This window comes from Mesorhizobium sp. M0894 (genome assembly GCF_040319725.1).
GTDB lineage: Bacteria > Pseudomonadota > Alphaproteobacteria > Rhizobiales > Rhizobiaceae > Mesorhizobium.
Window position 1 is genome coordinate 109,165 of the sequence record NZ_JAMYOG010000016.1, and the last position, 19,883, is coordinate 129,047.

Annotated in this window: 16 protein-coding genes and 1 tRNA gene; 10 read left to right on the forward strand and 7 right to left on the reverse strand. The window is 62.0% G+C overall.

Features of this window, described 5'->3' with window-relative positions:
- Positions 1 to 18: 18 nt before the first annotated feature.
- On the reverse strand, positions 19 to 5,724 hold the full coding sequence (locus tag NKH91_RS25605) for a HAMP domain-containing protein (protein ID WP_352483997.1): 5,706 nt from the start codon (positions 5,722 to 5,724) through the stop codon (positions 19 to 21).
- Between the two features lie 288 nt (positions 5,725 to 6,012).
- On the opposite strand from NKH91_RS25605, the gene NKH91_RS25610 reads away from it, so the two are divergent.
- A complete protein-coding gene (locus NKH91_RS25610) occupies positions 6,013 to 6,318 on the forward strand; it encodes a hypothetical protein (RefSeq protein WP_031193686.1) in 306 nt (101 codons plus the stop codon).
- A 1,286-nt stretch (positions 6,319 to 7,604) separates the two neighbouring features.
- Positions 7,605 to 7,802, forward strand: coding sequence for a hypothetical protein (locus NKH91_RS25615; RefSeq protein ID WP_352885274.1), 198 nt, complete (start codon positions 7,605 to 7,607; stop codon positions 7,800 to 7,802).
- Positions 7,803 to 7,933: 131 nt separating this feature from the next.
- On the opposite strand, the gene NKH91_RS25620 is transcribed toward NKH91_RS25615, so the two are convergent.
- The 3 genes from NKH91_RS25620 to NKH91_RS25630 all read right to left on the reverse strand — a co-directional run bounded on the left by NKH91_RS25620 (position 7,934) and on the right by NKH91_RS25630 (position 8,985).
- Positions 7,934 to 8,137: a hypothetical protein gene (locus NKH91_RS25620; RefSeq protein WP_352548929.1), complete on the reverse strand. Its 204-nt coding sequence runs from the start codon at positions 8,135 to 8,137 to the stop codon at positions 7,934 to 7,936.
- A 220-nt stretch (positions 8,138 to 8,357) separates the two neighbouring features.
- Positions 8,358 to 8,433, reverse strand: a tRNA-Ala gene (locus NKH91_RS25625).
- Positions 8,434 to 8,595: 162 nt separating this feature from the next.
- Positions 8,596 to 8,985 (reverse strand): TIGR02300 family protein, encoded by a 390-nt coding sequence (locus tag NKH91_RS25630; RefSeq protein ID WP_023676282.1) that lies wholly within the window; start codon positions 8,983 to 8,985, stop codon positions 8,596 to 8,598.
- Positions 8,986 to 9,179: 194 nt separating this feature from the next.
- On the opposite strand from NKH91_RS25630, the gene aroA reads away from it, so the two are divergent.
- The 4 genes from aroA to rpsA all read left to right on the forward strand — a co-directional run bounded on the left by aroA (position 9,180) and on the right by rpsA (position 13,398).
- Complete coding sequence (gene aroA / locus NKH91_RS25635) at positions 9,180 to 10,538, forward strand: 3-phosphoshikimate 1-carboxyvinyltransferase (protein WP_352483949.1); 1,359 nt, start codon at positions 9,180 to 9,182, stop codon at positions 10,536 to 10,538.
- Positions 10,535 to 10,732, forward strand: a complete 198-nt coding sequence (locus NKH91_RS25640; RefSeq protein WP_352495730.1) for a DUF6881 domain-containing protein — start codon at positions 10,535 to 10,537, stop codon at positions 10,730 to 10,732. The genes aroA and NKH91_RS25640 overlap by 4 nt, the downstream gene beginning before the upstream one ends.
- A 111-nt stretch (positions 10,733 to 10,843) precedes the next feature.
- Complete coding sequence (gene cmk, locus NKH91_RS25645) at positions 10,844 to 11,494, forward strand: (d)CMP kinase (protein ID WP_352591552.1); 651 nt, start codon at positions 10,844 to 10,846, stop codon at positions 11,492 to 11,494.
- Between the two features lie 206 nt (positions 11,495 to 11,700).
- Positions 11,701 to 13,398, forward strand: coding sequence for a 30S ribosomal protein S1 (gene rpsA / locus NKH91_RS25650; RefSeq protein ID WP_352495728.1), 1,698 nt, complete (start codon positions 11,701 to 11,703; stop codon positions 13,396 to 13,398).
- A 90-nt stretch (positions 13,399 to 13,488) separates the two neighbouring features.
- Here the strand turns inward: rpsA and NKH91_RS25655 are convergent, their stop codons facing one another.
- From NKH91_RS25655 to NKH91_RS25665, 3 genes are read right to left on the reverse strand one after another with little or no spacing between them, the layout of a single operon-like run.
- Positions 13,489 to 14,196, reverse strand: a complete 708-nt coding sequence (locus NKH91_RS25655) for an SDR family NAD(P)-dependent oxidoreductase (RefSeq protein ID WP_352847801.1) — start codon at positions 14,194 to 14,196, stop codon at positions 13,489 to 13,491.
- Positions 14,197 to 14,253: 57 nt separating this feature from the next.
- The gene (locus NKH91_RS25660) at positions 14,254 to 15,834 is read right to left on the reverse strand and encodes a 5-guanidino-2-oxopentanoate decarboxylase (protein ID WP_352847799.1); all 1,581 of its coding nucleotides are present in this window, start codon (positions 15,832 to 15,834) and stop codon (positions 14,254 to 14,256) included.
- Positions 15,831 to 16,679, reverse strand: coding sequence for a dimethylarginine dimethylaminohydrolase family protein (locus NKH91_RS25665; RefSeq protein WP_352847885.1), 849 nt, complete (start codon positions 16,677 to 16,679; stop codon positions 15,831 to 15,833). The genes NKH91_RS25660 and NKH91_RS25665 overlap by 4 nt, the downstream gene beginning before the upstream one ends.
- A 218-nt stretch (positions 16,680 to 16,897) precedes the next feature.
- Between NKH91_RS25665 and NKH91_RS25670 the strand changes: the two genes are divergently transcribed.
- The 4 genes from NKH91_RS25670 to NKH91_RS25685 all read left to right on the forward strand — a co-directional run.
- The gene (locus NKH91_RS25670) at positions 16,898 to 17,707 is read left to right on the forward strand and encodes an ABC transporter ATP-binding protein (protein ID WP_023718026.1); all 810 of its coding nucleotides are present in this window, start codon (positions 16,898 to 16,900) and stop codon (positions 17,705 to 17,707) included.
- Positions 17,708 to 17,761: 54 nt separating this feature from the next.
- Positions 17,762 to 18,556 carry a transporter substrate-binding domain-containing protein gene (locus NKH91_RS25675; protein WP_352483947.1) on the forward strand — a complete coding sequence of 265 codons (795 nt, stop codon included), beginning with the start codon at positions 17,762 to 17,764 and terminating at the stop codon, positions 18,554 to 18,556.
- 127 nt (positions 18,557 to 18,683) lie between these two features.
- Positions 18,684 to 19,415, forward strand: coding sequence for an ABC transporter permease (locus NKH91_RS25680; protein WP_352847796.1), 732 nt, complete (start codon positions 18,684 to 18,686; stop codon positions 19,413 to 19,415).
- The coding region (locus tag NKH91_RS25685) for an ABC transporter permease subunit (protein WP_352951017.1) at positions 19,415 to 19,883 on the forward strand (469 nt) is incomplete at its 3' end. The genes NKH91_RS25680 and NKH91_RS25685, both read left to right, overlap by 1 nt.

Here is a 19,883-nt window from a genome sequence, read left to right on the forward strand (position 1 = left end):
TTCTGCATCGAGCGGCCGTCAGTTCACTGCCATGAGCGTCTTTTCCGGACGATGGACACGGGATCGCGAGCGGCCGATCCAGACACGCAGCAAGGCCAGCAGCAGGTCGAGGTCGACCGGCTTGGCGATATAGTCAGAGGCGCCGGCGTCGAGGCACTTCTGCCGGTCGCCCTTCATTGCCTTGGCGGTAACCGAGATCAACGGGATATGGGCGATTGCCGGCATGCCGCGGATCTGCCGCATCGTCTCGTAGCCGTCCATCTCCGGCATCATGATATCGATCAATGCGGCGTCGATATCCGGGCTCTGCTCCAGAAGCGCAATACCTTCCCTACCGCGCTCCGCGTGCAGCACCTGGATGTCATAGGTCTCAAGAACGCTGGTGAGCGAATAGATGTTGCGGATGTCGTCGTCGACGATGAGGACCTTTGCGCCGGCGAGGTCGAATTTATCCGGCTGTTCGGCTGCCGAACTGTCGTGGCCTCGCCCCGGGAGCGTTGCGGATATCAGGAGAGCCAGCTGCGCGAAATTCTCCGCCCGCGGAACGTCCGCCAATGCCGGATGCAAGGCGAGCGACTGTTGCAGCGCTTCCGGATGCGGCGCGAAGAACAACAGTCGCGACACGGACTGCCCGAACAGGACGGCAATCTCATCCAGCATCTGGGCGTTGTCCTTGGCCGAGCGGCCAAGGCCGAGCACAACGGCATCATAGCCGGCGATGCCGATGTCGTCGGCATTCGCCGCGACGCGGCCGATCGCGGTGACCGAGGTGACGCCGTCGCGGATCGCCTCGATCAACGAGAGACGGCGCTCGGGATCGGTATCGGCAATCAGAACGCGGCGCTGGACGCGGAGCTTTCTGGAGTGAATGTCCTGGAAGACCTTCATCAGTTCGTCCGCCGACACGGGCTTGGTTGAAATGGTGGATGCGCCCTTGCGGGCAAGCACCTCGATATCTTCGGCACCCGAGATGACATGGACGGGAATGTCCTTGGTTTTCGGGTCATGGCGAAGCAGATCGAACAACACCCAGCCGTCGATATCCGATAGTCCGAGATCCAGCGTGATCGCATCGGGAACCAGCTTGCGGGCCAAAGCCAGCGTGCCAGAGCCCGCGGTCGACAGGACGCCCTTCAGCCGGGCCGAACGCGCCAGGCCGAGCAGCAAACCGCCAAAGGTCGGGTCGTCCTCGACGATCAGCACGACCCTATCTTCCGGTGAGATCGTATCGCGGTCATCAAGCAATTCGGAGGATGGCGGGCTCGGCTGCGCCGTCGTCGCGACCACCTCCATCGCCGGCAGCAAGGCCGCTTGCGGGGCCAAGGCCATCCGAGGTCCGTCGAACGGGATGACCAGCGTGAACGTCGAACCCTTGCCCGGCGTGCTCTCGACCCGCAATTCGCCGCCGATCAGCCGGGCGATCTCCCGGCTGATCGAGAGCCCAAGCCCGGTGCCGCCATATTTGCGACTGGTGGTGCCGTCGGCCTGCTGGAAGGCCTCGAAAATCAGCTTCTGCTTGTCCTGCGGAATACCGATGCCCGTATCGGTGACCGCGATAGCGAGCGCTTCCATCGGTTGCACCGAGCCGTTGTGACGGCCAGTCTTTTCGGCCCGGAAATTCAAGCTGACTTCGCCCTCGGAGGTGAACTTGAACGCGTTCGACAAGAGGTTGAGCACAATCTGCTGCAAGCGCTTCTCGTCGGTGCGGACGGTCTCCGGAAGCTCGGGATCGACGTTGATGGCGAAGCCAAGCCCCTTGTCGGTCGCCAGCTGCCGGAAGGTTCGCTCCATATGCTGGCGAAGATGCACCACCGGCATGTCGTTGATATCGATCGAGACGGTACCCGATTCGATCTTCGACAGATCGAGGATATCGTTGATGAGGCTCAAAAGGTCGGTGCCGGCCGAGTTGATGGTGCGCGCGAACTCGACCTGCTTGTCGTTGAGATTGCCTTGCTGGTTGGTTGCGAGCAGGTTTGAAAGGATGAGCAGCGAGTTCAGCGGCGTACGCAGTTCGTGGCTCATATTGGCGAGGAATTCCGACTTGTATTTCGAGGTAAGCGCCAGCTGCTCGGCCTTCTCCTCCAGCGCACGGCGCGCCATCTCGATTTCGAGGTTCTTGTTCTCCACCTGCTTCTTTTCGTTCTCGAGCAGCTGCGCCTTTTCCTGCAGCTCCTCGTTGGTGGCGTGCAGCTCTTCCTGCTTTTTGGTCAGCTCGGTCTGACGCGCCTGCAGCTCCGAGGTCAGCAGCTGCGACTGCTTGAGCAGGCCTTCGGTGCGCATGGTGGCGGCGATGGTGTTGAGAACGATGCCGACGGATTCCATCAGCTGGTTGAGGAATGACTGGTGCGTGTCGCGGAATTCGCTGAACGAGGCGAGTTCGATGACGGCCTTCACCTCGTCCTCGAACAGAGCCGGAAGAATGATCACGTTGGCCGGCGCGGCATTGCCAAGGCCCGACGTGACGCGCAGGAAATTCGGCGGCACATTGTCCAGCATGATGGCGCGCTTGTCGGCGGCACTTTGCCCGACAAGGCCTTCGCGCAGATCGAGGCGTTGCTTGATCTCCGCCTTGCTTTCGGCGCCATAGGAGGCGGCGAGTTCCAGATAGAATTCATCCTCGTCGCGGTTGGTCACGTAGAACACGCCATATTGCGCATTCACCAGCGGCGCGAGTTCGGACATGATGAGACGCGAGACCGTGGCCAGGTCGCGCTCGCCCTGCAGCATGCGCGAGAACCGGGCGAGATTGGTCTTCAGCCAGTCCTGCTCGGCATTCTTCAGCGTCTGGTCCTTCAGATTGCGGATCATCTCGTTGATGTTGTCCTTCAGCGCCGCGACCTCGCCGGAGGCCTGGACGCTGATCGAGCGGGTCAAATCGCCCTTGGTCACCGCCGTCGACACCTCGGCAATCGCGCGCACCTGCGTGGTCAGATTGGCGGCGAGCTGATTGACGTTGTCGGTCAGGTCGCGCCAAAGGCCGGCAGCGCCGGGCACACGGGCTTGGCCGCCGAGCTTGCCTTCGATGCCCACTTCGCGGGCGACGTTGGTGACCTGGTCGGCGAAGGTCGCAAGCGTCTCGATCATGCCGTTGATGGTGTCGGCGAGCGAGGCGATCTCGCCCTTGGCATCGACCGTCAGCTTGCGCTTGAGATTGCCTTGCGCGACCGCGGTCACGACATCGGCGATGCCGCGCACCTGGTTGGTCAGGTTCGTCGCCATCAGATTGACGTTGTCGGTCAGGTCCTTCCAGGTGCCGGCGACGCCCTCCACCCGTGCCTGGCCGCCAAGTTTGCCCTCGGTGCCGACCTCGCGGGCGACACGCGTCACTTCGCCGGCAAAGGAGTTCAACTGGTCGACCATGGTGTTGATGGTCGATTTCAGCTCCAGGATCTCGCCCTTGACGTCGACGGTGATCTTCTTCGATAGGTCGCCGCGCGCCACTGCGGTGGTGACCTCGGCGATGTTGCGAACCTGGCCGGTCAGGTTCTCGGCCATCGAATTCACATTGTCGGTCAGATCTTTCCAGGTGCCGGCAACGCCGCGCACCTGCGCCTGGCCGCCGAGCTTGCCCTCGGTGCCGACCTCGCGCGCCACGCGCGTCACTTCCGAGGCAAAGGAATTCAGCTGGTCGACCATCGTATTGATGGTGTCCTTCAGCTCGAGGATCTCGCCGCGCACGTCGACCGTGATCTTCTTCGACAGATCGCCAAGCGCCACCGCAGTCGTCACCTCGGCGATGTTGCGCACCTGCCCGGTCAGGTTGGCGGCCATCGCATTGACGTTGTCGGTCAGGTCCTTCCAGGTGCCGGCAACGCCGCGCACCTGCGCCTGGCCGCCGAGCTTGCCGTCGGAACCGACTTCGCGCGCCACGCGCGTCACCTCGGAGGCGAAGGAATTCAGCTGGTCGACCATCGTGTTGATGACGTCCTTGATCTGCAGGATCTCGCCCAATGCATCGACCGTGATCTTCTGGGTGAGGTCGCCGGTCGCAATTGCCGTCGCCACCTTGGACACGTCGCGCAACTGCACGGTCAGATTGCCGGCCATGGCATTGACGTTGTCGGTCAAATCTTTCCAGGTGCCGCCGACACCCTCGACATGCGCCTGGCCGCCGAGCTTGCCTTCCGATCCCACTTCGCGCGCCACACGCGTCACTTCCGAGGCGAAGGAATTGAGCTGGTCGACCATCGTGTTGACGGTGTCCTTGAGCTCCAGGATTTCGCCCTTGACGTCGACGGTGATCTTCTTCGACAGGTCGCCGCGGGCCACGGCGGTCGTCACCTCGGCAATGTTGCGCACCTGGCCGGTCAGGTTGGCGGCCATCAGGTTGACGTTGTCGGTCAGATCCTTCCAGGTGCCGCCGACGCCCTTCACCTCGGCCTGGCCGCCGAGCTTGCCTTCGGTGCCGACCTCGCGCGCCACACGCGTCACTTCCGAGGCGAAGGAGTTCAATTGGTCGACCATCGTGTTGATGGTGTCCTTGAGCTCGAGGATTTCGCCTTGCACGGCGACGGTAATCTTCTTCGACAAGTCGCCCGAAGCAACCGCGGTCGTCACCTCGGCGATGTTGCGGACCTGGCCGGTCAGGTTCTCGGCCATCGAATTGACGTTGTCGGTCAAGTCCTTCCAGGTGCCGGCAACGCCGCGCACCTGCGCCTGGCCGCCGAGCTTGCCCTCGGTGCCGACTTCGCGGGCGACGCGCGTCACTTCGCCGGCAAATGAGTTCAGCTGGTCGACCATGGTGTTGATGGTTGATTTCAGCTCGAGGATCTCGCCCTTGACGTCGACCGTGATCTTCTTCGACAGGTCGCCAAGCGCCACAGCAGTGGTCACCTCGGCGATATTGCGCACCTGGCCGGTCAGGTTCTCTGCCATCAGGTTGACGTTGTCGGTCAGGTCCTTCCAGGTGCCGCCGACACCTTCGACGCGCGCCTGGCCGCCGAGCTTGCCTTCTGTACCGACCTCGCGCGCAACGCGCGTCACTTCCGAGGCGAAGGAATTGAGCTGGTCGACCATCGTGTTGATGGTGTTCTTGAGCTCGAGGATTTCGCCCTTCACATCGACGGTGATCTTCTTCGACAGGTCGCCGGAAGCGACGGCGGTCGTCACCTCGGCGATGTTGCGCACCTGCCCGGTCAGGTTCGTCGCCATGGCGTTGACGTTGTCGGTCAGGTCCTTCCAGGTCCCGGCCACACCTTTCACGCGGGCCTGGCCGCCGAGCTTGCCTTCGGTGCCGACCTCGCGCGCCACGCGCGTCACCTCCGAGGCGAAGGAGGCCAGTTGCCCGACCATGGTGTTGACGATCTTGCCGATGCGCAGGAATTCGCCGCGCAACTGCCGGCCGTCGATTTCGACCATCATCGTCTGCGACAGGTCGCCTTTGGCGACCGCGCCGATGACGCGCGCCACTTCGGCCGTCGGCTGAACCATGTCCTCGATCAGATCGTTGACGGAACGGACGCTCGATTCCCAACTGCCGGTAGCGTTGCGGACACGGCCGCGTTCGCCGATCCGGCCATCCTTGCCGACGACCTTGCTGAGGCGTTCGAACTCGCGCGTGACCTGATCGTTGAGTTCTACGATTTCGTTGAAGGTGTCGGCGATCTCGGAATCGAGGCCGGTGTAGACATTATCGATGCGAACGGAGAAATCACCGCTCCGAAAAGCCTTCAGCGCGTTCAGTATTTGACGGTGGTCCAATTGCCTTGTGGATGCAAGCACGCTCACAGCGCCCCTCCCAGCTCACGGATTTCTTGAATGTCCTGGTGAAACTGTCCCCTGCGGCCGACACAACTCCCCGCAAGCGCCATAACGCGGCATGCTCGATTTGGTTCCAGACGAAATTGCCGCTATGCGGCAGGAATTTCGCAGCCGCATTCACGAAACGACGAGCAACAAAGATCCATAATGGTTGTATCGATCACTATTTATGCCAAACGGAACATCTCGAAAAAACTCTCGTTGGGTATAGATCGCGATAGAGCGATGCAACTCGATGGAGACACTAAGATGATGAAAATTCTCTCTGCATTCCTACTTGCTATCGGCCTGGCCACATCTGCCATGGCACAATCGATGGGCTCCGGGACCGGTAGCGCCGATGGCAATACCGGCGTCAACACAGGCACTTCCGGCGGCAACATCGGGACCGGCAGCGCAACTACCCCGAACACGATCGATCCGAACGCAACGAACGCCACCACGCCGCAGACAAACGGTATGGAGGACCGCTGCAAGGATACGGCGGGCAGCGATACCGACAACAATACCCCCAGCGGCGCCATGACGTCGGATATGCAGAACTGCAACAAGTAACGGAGTTTTGCTCAGCGGTCATTTCAGCCCGCTGCCTGGTTCAGACCCGGCGCTCGCGGTTCAAACCACAGCCAGAAAAATGCACTGACCGGGCACGGGCTCACTACTTTTGGACCGGCGAGCCCAAGCCGGGCGGCCGACTACACTAGTCTCAGCTAGGTTCCGCGATAGGCGGCGGGCAGCCCGGGAGCGCAAAGAGTGGGGGAGTCATTTCCAAGCCAGTTATATGCGACGATGGCTTAGTCCAATTTAATGGACGATTTCGGTTAAGCGCTGCAACTGATAAAACAGTTAGGAAACAGTTGGCACTCTCGCTGAAAACAGCGGCGGAACAGTGTCCGATGCGCACTGAAAACAGTGAAGGAACAGCGACCCGGGCAAGGGAATTTCATGCCTGAAAACAGACCGGAAACAGACGGGACGCGACCCTGGATTCTGGCGCACTATATCCAGACTCCAATAGCGCGCGACGAATGGGATTCGCGACCAGTACGCGCGCCAGGGGGAGTTAGCTCAAAGAACCTGTATTAGGTGGCAGTTAGATAGTGTCTCAGTTTGAAATTTTGCCGCTCGCCGCTCGCCTGTCGCACCGCGCACGGCGCACGACCGGCCGAACCAAAGAAGAGGCGCGCTCCCTTGTTTCGCGCCGTATCCCCATCTAGCCTGCACTACTTTCAGTTGTGGGGATCGGGTATGAAACAGAATCAGGTTGGCACTCGGCGATCATTCGCAGGCAACGCATTGGCCATCGGGCTTTTGATGTCGAGCATATCTCTGGCAGGGTGCACTACAGTTTCGACTAGCGGCGCGGATGGATGGCTTACGAAGCGAACTGCTTACGGGGTTTCCGACGCAATGGCTAAGAAGGGCATGATGCCCGTAGCCGTCGACTGCCGGTTCGATAGAACAGATCCGGACAATGCGGCCTTTGGATCCAAGGTTACGTGGAAACCTGCCCCACCAAACTTCCTCTGGCAGTGGCATGTCGGCTATCCCGATTACGTTGCGACGAAGGAAGCTAGATCACGCGCAATGGGCCTCCATCGCGTGTTTTCGAAAAGGGTTCGTGATCAGGCAACGGGTCAAGTGGTTCAGTGTTCGATCTGGACGAATTGAAGCCGCTCGGCCTCGGCCCAAAAGGGAATCGATTCCGGCTTGGGGGTGACTACCGATAAACGCGATTATCGCTGGCGTCCGTCACAGCTGAAGAGGGAACCGATGGCAGAAGCTCAGCACATCACGAAGATCGTCGACGGCGTGGCAGCCTACGGCTCGGAGAAAGCGAAATGAGCCACCAAGCTGCAATAATGCGAGCACTTCTCGTTGGCATCCCTTTCCTGATTCTTATGGCGTTTCTGCTTTGGATGGCAAACCGCTCAAAGATCGTCATGGCAAACGCCGCGAAAGAGATCGCCAAAGAAATTCGGGAAAATACGGCAGCGGTGAAGGCTCTTAGCGAGCGTATCGACAAAATGAAGCGTTAGTCCAAAAGACCGATTTTCATGTGGCGATACCGGGCGCCGTCGAGCCACCGCATCCAATTGGCCGGTATAATTAGCGGTATCCCGGTCGACCGCTGCAGCTGAAAACAGTTGGGGAACAGTAGCTTCGGACCTCAGTCTTGGCTCGGCTTACCAGACATGCGGTTGTCGATATCAGTCAACTTGGTCAAGATGCCTTCTTGCGCCTGCACCATCGCTTGCTGAACGTGGATGAGTTTGAACGTGAGCCAGATAGAAACCCAAAGGCTTGCTGCGAGATAAATCAGCATCGGCATCCAGGAGATGAAGATCCCGAGCAGCGAGTTTTCCGATTCCATATTGCCCCCACATACGATGTTGCCGCGATATCCTTGCCGCCGGGCGTGCATGAACGCAAGCTACTGGCGCCAAGATCGATATCTCGTCCACCGCTGTCAGGCATTGCTGCTTCGGACCTGAAAAATGTTTTGTGCGGTGCGCTGGCGGTGCCCCGGACCTTTCCAAGGCAAGGCCCCTGAGGGGGTGGAAACTAATTTTCTGAAAACGTGAAAGAACTTTTGGTGGAGCCAATCGGAATCGAACCGACGACCTCTTGAATGCCATTCAAGCGCTCTCCCAACTGAGCTATGGCCCCACTCCGGCAGTTCGCCGGCGCCGTTTCCGGCGAAGAGATCCGGCGCGGGTTGAGACCGCGTCGTTAGTGCAGGCGGCTTCTAACCCCGCCTTCAGTCAATATCAAGCCTTCAAGAACCGCTTTTTCTAGGCAGCGCCGCGAAAGCCGGCGAATGCGGTTCGCTCAGACTTCGTCGTCGTCTTCGCCGACGCCGATCATGTCGGCAACGTCGTCGTCTTCTTCCTCCTCGTCGGCAAGGAACGTGTCATCCTCGTCATCGCCAAGGTCAACGTCGTCCTCGTCATCGCCGAGATCGGGAAGCTCGTCGGCCTTCGCGTCCTCGTCCGCCTCTTCGAGAGAGACGACCTCGACGCCCTCTTCCTCTTCGGCGTCCACTTCCTTCTCGGCAACTTCCTCTTCCTCCTCGAGGGCGGCTATCTTGCCTTCCTCGAAATAGGAGCGCGGATAGCTCTTGCCCGTGTAAGGCGAGACGATCGGGTCCTTGTTCAAGTCATAGAATTTTCGACCCGTCTCCGGGTCGATGCGTTTGGTGCCAAGTTCGGGTTTTGCCACAGCAAGCCTCGTCGATGAAAGTTTGGTCCCCTTAACCAGAGTTTACGGCGCTGTCAAAGCGAAAAGCCGGCGTCCCAAAAAGCTTGAATTCGAAGGCCTTCGTACCAAGGGGATGACCATCTCGATCCGCCATGATAGGAGACCGCGCAAACCACAAGAAAATGGCCGGCCGCCGGCGTTTCCAGGAAAGAACCATGTCGCACACTGCCGCCCCGAAGCAGGCCACCGCCCGAAAATCATCTGGTCTTTCCGGCGCGGCACGGGTGCCGGGCGACAAGTCGATCTCGCACCGTTCCTTCATGTTTGGCGGGCTGGCCTCCGGCGAAACCCGCATCACCGGACTACTGGAAGGCGAGGACGTGATGCGTACGGGCGCTGCCATGAAGGCGATGGGCGCTCATATCGAGAAGCATGGCACTGAGTGGGTGATCCGCGGAACCGGCAATGGCGCGCTGCTGCAACCGGAGTGCCCGCTCGATTTCGGCAATGCCGGCACGGGCTCCCGCCTCACCATGGGCCTGGTCGGCACCTATGACATGGAAACCACCTTCATCGGCGACGCCTCGCTGTCCGGCCGGCCGATGGGCCGCGTGCTCGAACCGCTTCGCCAGATGGGCGTGCAGGTGCTGAAGGCGACACCCGGCGACCGCATGCCGATCACGCTGCGCGGGCCCAAGCACGCCGCGCCGATCACCTACCGCGTGCCGATGGCCTCGGCGCAGGTCAAGTCGGCGGTGCTGCTGGCCGGGCTGAACACGCCGGGCATCACCACGGTCATCGAGCCGGTGATGACGCGCGACCACACCGAAAAGATGCTCAAGGGATTCGGCGCCAATCTGTCGGTCGAGACCGACGAGCGCGGCGTGCGCCACATTTTCATCGAAGGCCAGGGCAAGCTCACCGGCCAGACCATCGCGGTGCCTGGCGACCCCTCCTCGGCCGGCTTTCCTCTGGTGGCCGCGCTGATCGTGCCGGGCTCGGACATCACCATCGAAAACGTGCTGATGAACCCGACGCGCACGGGCCTTCTTTTGACGCTGCAGGAAATGGGCGCCTGGATCGACATAATCGATCCGCGCAACGAAGGCGGCGAGGACGTCGCCGACCTGCGCGTACGCTATTCCGAACTGAAAGGCGTCACCGTGCCGCCCGAACGGGCGCCGACTATGATCGACGAGTATCCGGTGCTTGCCGTGGCGGCGAGCTTTGCCGAGGGCGAAACGCTCATGCTCGGGCTTGAAGAGCTGCGGGTGAAGGAATCCGACCGGCTGTCGGCGGTCGCCAACGGGCTGAAGCTCAACGGCGTCGATTGCAGCGAGGGCGAGGCCACGCTGGCCGTGCGCGGAAAACCTGGCGGCAAGGGCCTCGGCCAACACCCCAACGGACAGGGCACCATCGTCCAGACCCATCTCGACCACCGCATAGCCATGAGTTTTCTGGTTATGGGGCTGGCGACGGAAAAACCCGTGACCATCGATGATCAAGCGATGATCGCGACAAGTTTTCCGGAATTCATGGGCCTGATGAAGGGGCTCGGTGCGGCGATCGAGTGAGATACTTTTACGTTCATTGGAAACATAGCATACCGGAGGAGCCGTCCCATCTCTGGTATGAAGTTGCCGACGACAATTTCCAGAACCGGACTATAGAGTTCTATGCCGATGGCTCCGTGGGTTTTGCAATTCGCGGCGCTGCCCTCGACGGGTCGGAGGATATTGAGATCGGGGGCACCAGAAATTCCGTATAAGGCTTTCCCGATCTCACAGAAATCAACTCCGACAATCAGTTCGAGGCCTCGGAGGTCAACGCGGTTGACTTCGAGCGCCGATGGAGTGAGGCACTTGCATCGAGGTTTCGAATGACGACAGGCTTCACCATCGCCATCGACGGACCTGCAGGCGCTGGAAAGGGCACCCTTGCCCGACGGCTCGCCGATCACTACCGGCTGAACCTGCTCGACACCGGCCTTACCTATCGCGCGGTAGCGCATTCGCTGCTTCGGCTGGGCCTGCCGCTCGACAATGTCTCGGCCGCTGAAACCGCGGCTCGCCAGGTCGATCTGGCAAAACTCGACCGCGCCGTGCTTTCGGCACATGCCGTTGGCGAGGCGGCGTCGAAAGTGGCTGTCATCCCGTCAGTGCGGCGCATACTGGTCGACAAGCAGCGCGACTTTGCAAAAGCCCCGCCGGGCGCGGTGCTCGACGGTCGCGACATCGGCACCGTCGTCTGTCCCGATGCCGACGTAAAACTCTATGTCACGGCCAGTGCCGAGGTGCGGGCAAAGCGGCGGCTGGATGAAATCGAGAGCATTGGCGGCACTGCCAATTTCGAGGAAATCCTTGCCGATATCGTGCGCCGCGACGAGCGCGACATGGGCCGCATGGACTCGCCCTTGAAACCGGCAGCCGATGCGCACTTGCTCGACACGTCGGAAATGGCTATAGAAGCCGCGTTTCTGGCAGCACGGGCGATCATCGACGACGTCCTGGCCAAGAGAAACAATGCCTGAGGCTGGGTTTTCCTGCCGCCGCCGATTGCCGGCGACAAAAAGAATTCCCATATCGGGCATGAACCAGCCTGCCAGCATTCTTCATGCGCCGGAATTGCCGCCCAAAGGCGGCCAAGGGCTTTTTGCCCGGAACGCCGGCAGGCCAACGCAACACTAACCCACGGCGCCCGCCTCGCGACAGATTGCGGGGCAATCCAGGAGAACCTATGTCAGTTGCAAATCCCACTCGCGATGATTTCGCGAGCCTGCTCGAAGAATCATTTTCCGCCGGCCATTCCGGCGAAGGTCAGGTCGTAAAGGGCGTCATCACCGCCATTGAAAAAGACATGGCTATCATCGACGTCGGCCTCAAGGTCGAAGGCCGCGTGCCGCTGAAGGAATTCGGCGTCAAGGGCAAGGACACGACGCTCAAGGTCGGCGACACGGTCGAGGTCTATGTCGAGCGTATCGAGAACGCGCTTGGCGAAGCCATGTTGTCGCGCGAAAAGGCTCGCCGCGAAGAGAGCTGGGTCCGTCTCGAAGAGAAGTTCACCAAGGGCGAACGCGTCGAAGGCGTCATCTTCAACCAGGTCAAGGGCGGCTTCACCGTCGACCTCGACGGTGCCGTTGCGTTCCTGCCGCGCAGCCAGGTCGATATCCGCCCGATCCGCGACGTCTCGCCGCTGATGCACAACCCGCAGCCCTTCGAGATCCTCAAGATGGATCGCCGCCGCGGCAACATCGTGGTGTCGCGCCGCACAGTGCTCGAGGAAAGCCGCGCCGAACAGCGTTCGGAAATCGTGCAGAACCTCGAAGAAGGCCAGGTGGTCGAAGGCGTCGTCAAGAACATCACCGACTATGGTGCGTTCGTCGACCTCGGCGGCATCGACGGCCTGCTGCACGTCACCGACATGGCATGGCGCCGCGTCAACCATCCGACCGAAATCCTCAATATCGGCCAGACGGTCAAGGTGCAGATCATCCGCATCAACCAGGAAACCCACCGCATCTCGCTCGGCATGAAGCAGCTCGAGAGCGATCCGTGGTCCGAGATCGGCACCAAGTTCCCGATCGGCAAGAAGATCAAGGGTACCGTTACCAACATCACCGACTACGGCGCATTCGTCGAGCTGGAGCCGGGCATCGAAGGCCTCATCCACGTTTCGGAAATGTCGTGGACCAAGAAGAACGTGCATCCCGGCAAGATCCTGTCGACGACGCAGGAAGTCGACGTGGTGGTGCTCGAAGTCGATCCGGCCAAGCGCCGCATCTCGCTCGGCCTCAAGCAGACGCTGGAGAACCCGTGGGAGGCCTTCGCGCGCAGCCATCCGGTCGGCAGCCAGGTTGAGGGCGAGGTCAAGAACAAGACCGAGTTCGGCCTGTTCATCGGCCTCGAAGGCGATGTCGACGGCATGGTCCACCTTTCCGACCTCGACTGGACCCGTCCGGGCGAGCAGGTGATCGAGGAGTACAATCGCGGCGACATGGTCAAGGCGCAGGTGCTCGACGTCGACATCGACAAGGAGCGCATCTCGCTCGGCATCAAGCAGCTGGCCAAGGACACGGTCGGCGAAGCGGCGACGTCAGGCGAACTGCGCAAGAACGCAGTCGTCACCTGCGAGGTTATCGGCGTGAAGGATGGCGGTCTGGAAGTGCGGCTGGTCGACAGCGGCATCGAGACCTTCATCAAGCGCTCCGACCTCAGCCGTGACCGCGACGAGCAGCGCCCCGAGCGCTTCACTGTCGGCCAGAAGGTCGACGCCCGCGTCATCGCCTTCGACAAGAAGACCCGCAAGCTGCAGGTCTCGATCAAGGCGCTGGAAATCGCCGAAGAGAAGGAAGCGGTCGCCCAGTACGGTTCGACTGACTCCGGCGCTTCGCTGGGCGACATCCTGGGTGCCGCGCTGAAGAAGCAGGGCAGCTAAGCCAACACTGCGCCTCGCGCAGGTTGTAAACGAAACAAAAAGCCCCGCCGGAGCGATCCGGCGGGGCTTTTTTTGCACCCGACCTGAATTTCAGGCCCTGCCGTAAAGCGGCACCAGCGTGCCGCTCATCGCCAGATTGGCCGGCGAAGCGAGGTAGGCAATGGCCTCCGCGGCTGCTTCCAAGCTGACCCATTTGCTGAAATCGGCGCCCGGCATGTCAGCCCGGGTGGCCGGCGTGTCTAGGGTCGAGGGCGCCACGGCGTTGACCAGTATGCCCTTGCCCTTCAGCTCTTCGGCCATCGCCACGGTCATCGCGGCGACCGCCGCCTTGGCGGCAGCGTAAGCCACCTTGCCGGAGCCGCGCCGCGGATCGAGCCCGGCTCGCGCGGTGACATTGACGATGCGGCCCGATACGGAAGATTCCAGCATCGAGCGTATCGCCGCGCGGCAGCACAGGAAGGTGGTGCGGGCGTTGGTGTCCATCATCTCGGCAAAGGAGGCGGGCTCGATCTTCTCGACCGGTGCGGCGGTGAAGCCGCCGGCCAGATGCACCGATGCCCACAAATCCGGAACGCTAGCATAGAAGGCATCGACCTTGGCAGCGTCGGCGAGGTCGACATTGTGCGCCAGCCTGACGCGGTCATGTGCCGGGAAGGGAAAACGGGCAGGCGCGGCAGCGTGGGCATTGGGCACATGGCAAATCGCGCCCTGCTCCAGCAGTTTCCCTACGACCGCGCCGCCAAGCGCCCCGGTGCCGCCGGTCACCACGATATGTCTGCCGTCCAGTGTTTCCGTCATATTCGACCGCTCCGTCGTTGCGCGCCGCCGATGCGGAAGGTCGCGCCTTTCGCGCGATCACTCAACCGAAATCTCGATGACGTAGGGTCGTCCAGCCGCCCGCGCGCGCCGTAGCGCGTCCGCCAAGCCGCCGGCGCCGGAAATCCGCTCGGCGGCAATGCCATAGGCTTCGGCCAATTTGCAGAAATCCGGCGGTGCCGGGGAGACGCCGACAGGCTCGACGCCGACATCGAGCATCGAGGTTTCGATCTCGCGGTAGCCGCGATTGTTCCAGACGGCGAAGATCACCGGCGCCGCCGCGTCGAGCGCGGCGCCCAGTTCCGGCAGGGTGAACTGGAAGCCGCCGTCGCCGGTGAGACAAACGACCGGCGCCTCAGGCCTGGCAAGGGCAGCACCGATCGCCGCCGGCGGGCCATAGCCGAGCGCGCCGAAGCCGGTAGCGGCGTTGAACCAGCCGCCCGGCCGGTCGTGATCGTAATAGAGGTTGGCGGCGTAGACCGGCTGGGTCGAATCGCCGACGATGATCGAGCCAGGCAGCGCATCACGGATCGTCTCGACGGCGCGCAATTGCGCCTGCATAGCTGGGCCAATCTCGGCAAAGGCCGCTTGCCGCGTCGCGGCCGCGCGAGCGGCGCCGTCGCCTGATTGCGCCTGGCCCATGCCGAGTTCGGCATGCAGCGCCTCGAGCGCTGCGCCACAATCGGCCTGGATCGAAATCCGGGCCGGCCGCCTGGTAAGTTGGTCGGCGCCGATGTCGATGCGGATCAGATTGGCGGGCAGGACAAAACCGCCGTCGCCATAGCCGTCATAATCGGTCGGACCGAATTCGGTACCGGCGGCGATGACCAGGTCGGCATCGGCCATCAGCGCACGCACCGCCTTCAGGCTGGGGCTGGCCGGCACGCCAAGCGGATGGCGATAGAGCAGGCCGCGCGCATTGGCGGTCTGGACGACCGGCGCTCCCAACCTCTCGGCCAGGCGCTGCAACGGCGCTTCGGCAGCTTTGGCGCCGCCGCCGGCCAGGATAAGCGGCCGGCGGGCGGCAGCGCAAAGCCTGGCTGCCTCAGCGATCACCGCGGCGCCCGGCTCGGGCGGGGCCGAATTACGCAGCAGCGCCACGATGCCGGTGGCGGGCATGGTCATGACATCGGTCGGGATCTCGATATGCACTGGCCCCGGACGCGAGGATGAAAAAAGTGCAAAAGCGCGGGCGAGCACGCCGGGCAATTCGCCGACCTCGGTGACACGGTGCGAAAACAGCGCCACCTTCTCCATCATGCCGCGCTGGTCCGGCAGTTCATGCAGATGGCCAAGGCCCTTGCCCAGCGTCGGCGTGGCGTTGACGCCCGAGATTACCAGCATCGGCACCGAATCGGCGCGCGCCTGGCCCATGGCGGTGATGGTGTTGGTCAGCCCCGGCCCGGTGATGACGAAGGCGACACCCGGCTTGCCGCTGGCGCGCGCATAGCCGTCAGCCATGAAGCCGGCGCCCTGCTCGTGGCGCGGCGTGACGTGACGGATCTTCGACCGCGCAAGCCCGCGGTAGAGCTCGACCGTGTGCACGCCGGGAATGCCGAAGACGGTGTCGACGCCGTGCGCTTCCAGCAAGGTGATGAGCGCTTCGCCGATCGTCGTCATTGTCTTAGCACCGGGCGCGTGAGGCAGGTTGGGCCGCCCTCGCAGGCAATGCACAGCGCATCGGCCTCGAACGTCGAGACCGTACAGCCGGCGGCCTGCATGGCAGCCGCCGTCTTCGGAAAACCGGCAACGGCGATAACCTGGCGCGGCGCGGTCGGCAGGACGTTCAGGCTGAGCCCGCTCGAGGCGAAGAATTCGTCGGCGTCGCCCTCGACCAGGCGAATGCCATGCGCACGCAGCATCTGGTGGAAGGCGACCGGCAGGAGCGGCCCATAGACCAGCGCCAGATCGTCGGCGAGCGGGCTGATCACCGACATCAGATGCAGGCAGGCGTCCTCGCCTTGCCAGAGCGGCAGGTCGAAGCCATCGACCTGGATGCCTTTGGGTGAAAGCAGGTTGGAGAGCTGCTGGATGCCGTGCTGATTGGTGCGTACGCCGCGGCCGACCGCCAGTGTGTTTGCATCCATCCACACGCAGTCGCCGCCCTCGACCTGGCCGGGAGTCTCGATACGGCCGAGGACAGGTATGCCCATGCGCCCATAAGCTGCCTCGTGCAGGCCGGGCTCGGGCCGGCGCAGCGCCTTGCCCATGGCAAGGATGACCGCGCCATGGTCGGTCATCAGCGAGGGATCGTGGGTAAAGACAGAATCGGCAAGCCCGTCATCGGCGTCGCTCAGCCATTCGATCTCGGCGCCTGAGCCGGAAATCAGCCCGGCCAGCGCTTCATGCTGGGCCGCCGCTTTTTGCGGATCGAAGCCGGGACCGTAGTGCCATTCCAGTGCTTCGGCCCGATGCATGGCGCTGGCGGCGGAGCGCATCAGCACGCGCTGCAGCGGCCCGGCCATCGACTGCGACCCGTATGCTTTGCCCACTAAATTCTCCTGAAACGCGCTCCCTCCTGCCAATAGCCACTCGGCAGGCCGTGATCAATGGTCCAAAAACTGCGGTTGACGGAGGCAAGCGGAACGGTCCATCTTGAGAATCGGAACGCTGTCCAGTGACGGGTAATGGGTAATAAATTCCAGCAAGGACTGCCTCGGCTGCTCCGCGGGGCACCGCGACGATGACAGCGCCGGCCACCGCCCTGAAGCATACGGTGCAGAACGGCGCCGCCGAAGCCATCCACGTCGAGAACCTGCACAAGAATTTCGGCAAGCTGCACGTATTGAAGGGCGTTTCGCTGTCGGCGCGCGATGGCGAGGTGATCGCCATCATCGGCGGCAGCGGCTCGGGCAAGTCGACGCTGCTGCGCTGCATCAATTGCCTGGAGAACCCGACCAGCGGCATCATCCGCGTCAATGGCGAAGAGATAAAGCTGAAGGCCGACAGCCACGGCCACACCGTGCCCGCCGACCGCAAGCAGATCGAACGCATCCGCTCCAAGCTCGGCATGGTCTTCCAGAACTTCAATCTTTGGAGCCACATGACGTTGATCGAGAACGTCATCGAGGTTCCCGTGCATGTGCTCGGCGTCAAGCGCGATGTAGCGATCGGCGAGGCGGAAAAGCTGCTTGCCCGCGTCGGCCTGGCCGAAAAACGCGACGTCTACCCCGCCTATCTGTCGGGTGGCCAACAGCAGCGCGCAGCGATAGCCAGGGCGCTGGCCATCAATCCGCGCGTCATGCTGTTCGATGAGCCGACCTCGGCGCTCGACCCGGAGTTGGTCGGCGAAGTGCTGAAGGTGATCGGCGACCTGGCGCGCGAAGGCCGCACCATGGTGCTGGTCACGCATGAGATGAAGTTTGCCCGCGAGGTGGCGACGCATGTCGTCTATCTCCATAACGGGCTGGTCGAGGAAGAAGGGCCGCCGGAACAGATCTTCGGCGCACCAAAATCCGAAAGGCTGAAGCAGTTTCTGCGCAATGTTGGATGACTTGCGAGAAAAGCAGACGGGAACGTCAAAACCAAAAAACGGGAGAACTGAAAAATGAAACCTTTTCTCAAAACGGCGCTCGCGGCCACGCTGATCGCATTGTCGGGCGCATTTTCGGCAAGCGCCGAACAGATCAAGGTGGGTTTTTCGCCGGAAGCCTATCCGCCGTTTTACTCGCAGGATGCTTCCGGCAAGTGGGGTGGCTGGGAAGTCGACATCGTCAACGCCATTTGCGGCGAAGCCAAGCTGGATTGCGCATTGACGCCAGTCCCGTGGGACGGCCTCATCCCGGCGCTTAAAACCAAGAAGATCGATGCGATCATGAATTCGATGTCCATTACCGACGAGCGCAAGAAGGAAATCGACTTCTCCGACAAATACTATAACACGCCGACTGCGGTGATCGGCGCCAAGGATCAGAAATTCGATGCGACGCCAGAGGGGCTGAAAGCCAAGATAGTCGGCGTTCAGGCGTCTACGGTGCACGCCGCCTACGCCAAGAAGCACTTCACCGACGCTGCGGAAATCAAGGAATACCAGACGCAGGACGAGGCAAATCAGGATCTCGCCGCCGGCCGGATCGATGCCACTCAGGCCGATTCGATCGCGCTCGACGCGTTTTTGAAGTCGGACCAAGGCAAGGCGTGCTGCGACCTCAAGGGTTATGTCGCGCCGGACCTTGAAGTGCTCGGGCCGGGCGTCGGCGCCGGCATGCGCCAAGGCGACACCGAGCTCAAGGACAAGATCAATGCTGCCATCAAGGCCATTCGGGCCAATGGCAAATATGCCGAAATCACCAAGAAGTACTTCGATTTCGACATCTACGGCGAAGCGTCGCAGTCCAACTGACGGCAACGGCGTCAAGCCGGGCATGCCTAGCCGCCGTCGTCGCGGTGGGCATGTCCGGCTTGACGCATCATTGGCGCCTCAACCCGCAAGTCCAGGGGGACATAAGCTGAGCGACGTTCTCGCCACCATGTTCGGAGCCAGTTCGCTGGAATTGCTGTCCTTCGAACCGCCGAACGGCAGGGGTCTCAGCCTTCTGCATGGGCTGGCAAACTCCGTCGGAATTGCTTTCGGTTCCTTTGGGGTTGGTCTTTTGATCGGCGTCGGCGGCGCCTATGGCAAGCTCTATGGCGGGCCGGTGGTCCGTGACCTGCTGGAAGTTTACACCACAGTGGTCCGCGCCGTGCCCGAGCTGGTGCTGATCCTGGTGCTTTATTTCGCTGGTACCGACCTCATCAACCAGTTGCTTACCGCGCTCGGCTATGCCGCGATCGACATCAACGGGGTTGTCGCCGGCATAGGCGTGCTCGGGGTCGTGCAGGGCGCCTACTCCACCGAAGTCTTGCGCGGCGCAATCCGCGCCGTTCCGCAAGGCCAGATCGAAGCCGCGCGGGCCTATGGAATGCCTCCCGGCCTGCTTCTCAGGCGTATAACGCTGCCGGCGATGCTGCCCTTCGCCATTCCGGGGCTGGCAAATTTGTGGCTGATCGCCACCAAGGACACCGCGCTTCTCGCGATCGTCGGCGTCAATGAACTGACCCAAACCACACGGACGGCAGCCGGCGCGACGAAGGCTTATTTCACCTTCTTCATGGCGGCGGGCGCGCTTTATCTCGTTCTGACCCTCGTCTCCAACGTCGTCATCGGGCGGGTTGAGCGCTGGGCGCGACGCGGCATGCCGTCGATCGCGGGATCGCACTGATGGCGACCGAAACCCCGGTCATTGACGCCGTCGCACGGGCCTCGCTCTGGATGCAGCCACACCGCATAGCTCTGATCCTGATCGCGCTGGTTGTCGTACTGGCATCGATTTTCCTCATGCGCTGGGATTGGCTTCCCACCTATCTGCCGCTGGCTTTGCAAGGCATATGGCGGACCATCTGGCTGCTTGTGGTAACGTCGGCTCTGGGCATCGCGCTCGCCATCCCCCTCGGCCTGGCGCAGGTGATCGGCCCGCCGATCTTGAGCGTGCCGGCCAAGATGTTCTGCACGATTGTTCGCGGCACGCCGCTGCTGCTCCAGCTCTGGCTGCTCTACTACGGACTGGGTTCGCTGTTTCCGCAATTTCCGTGGATACGCGAGTCGTTCCTCTGGCCCATTCTAAGGCAGGCATGGCCCTACGCCGTTCTTTCTCTGACGATCTCGTATGCCCTGTGTCTGATACAAATAT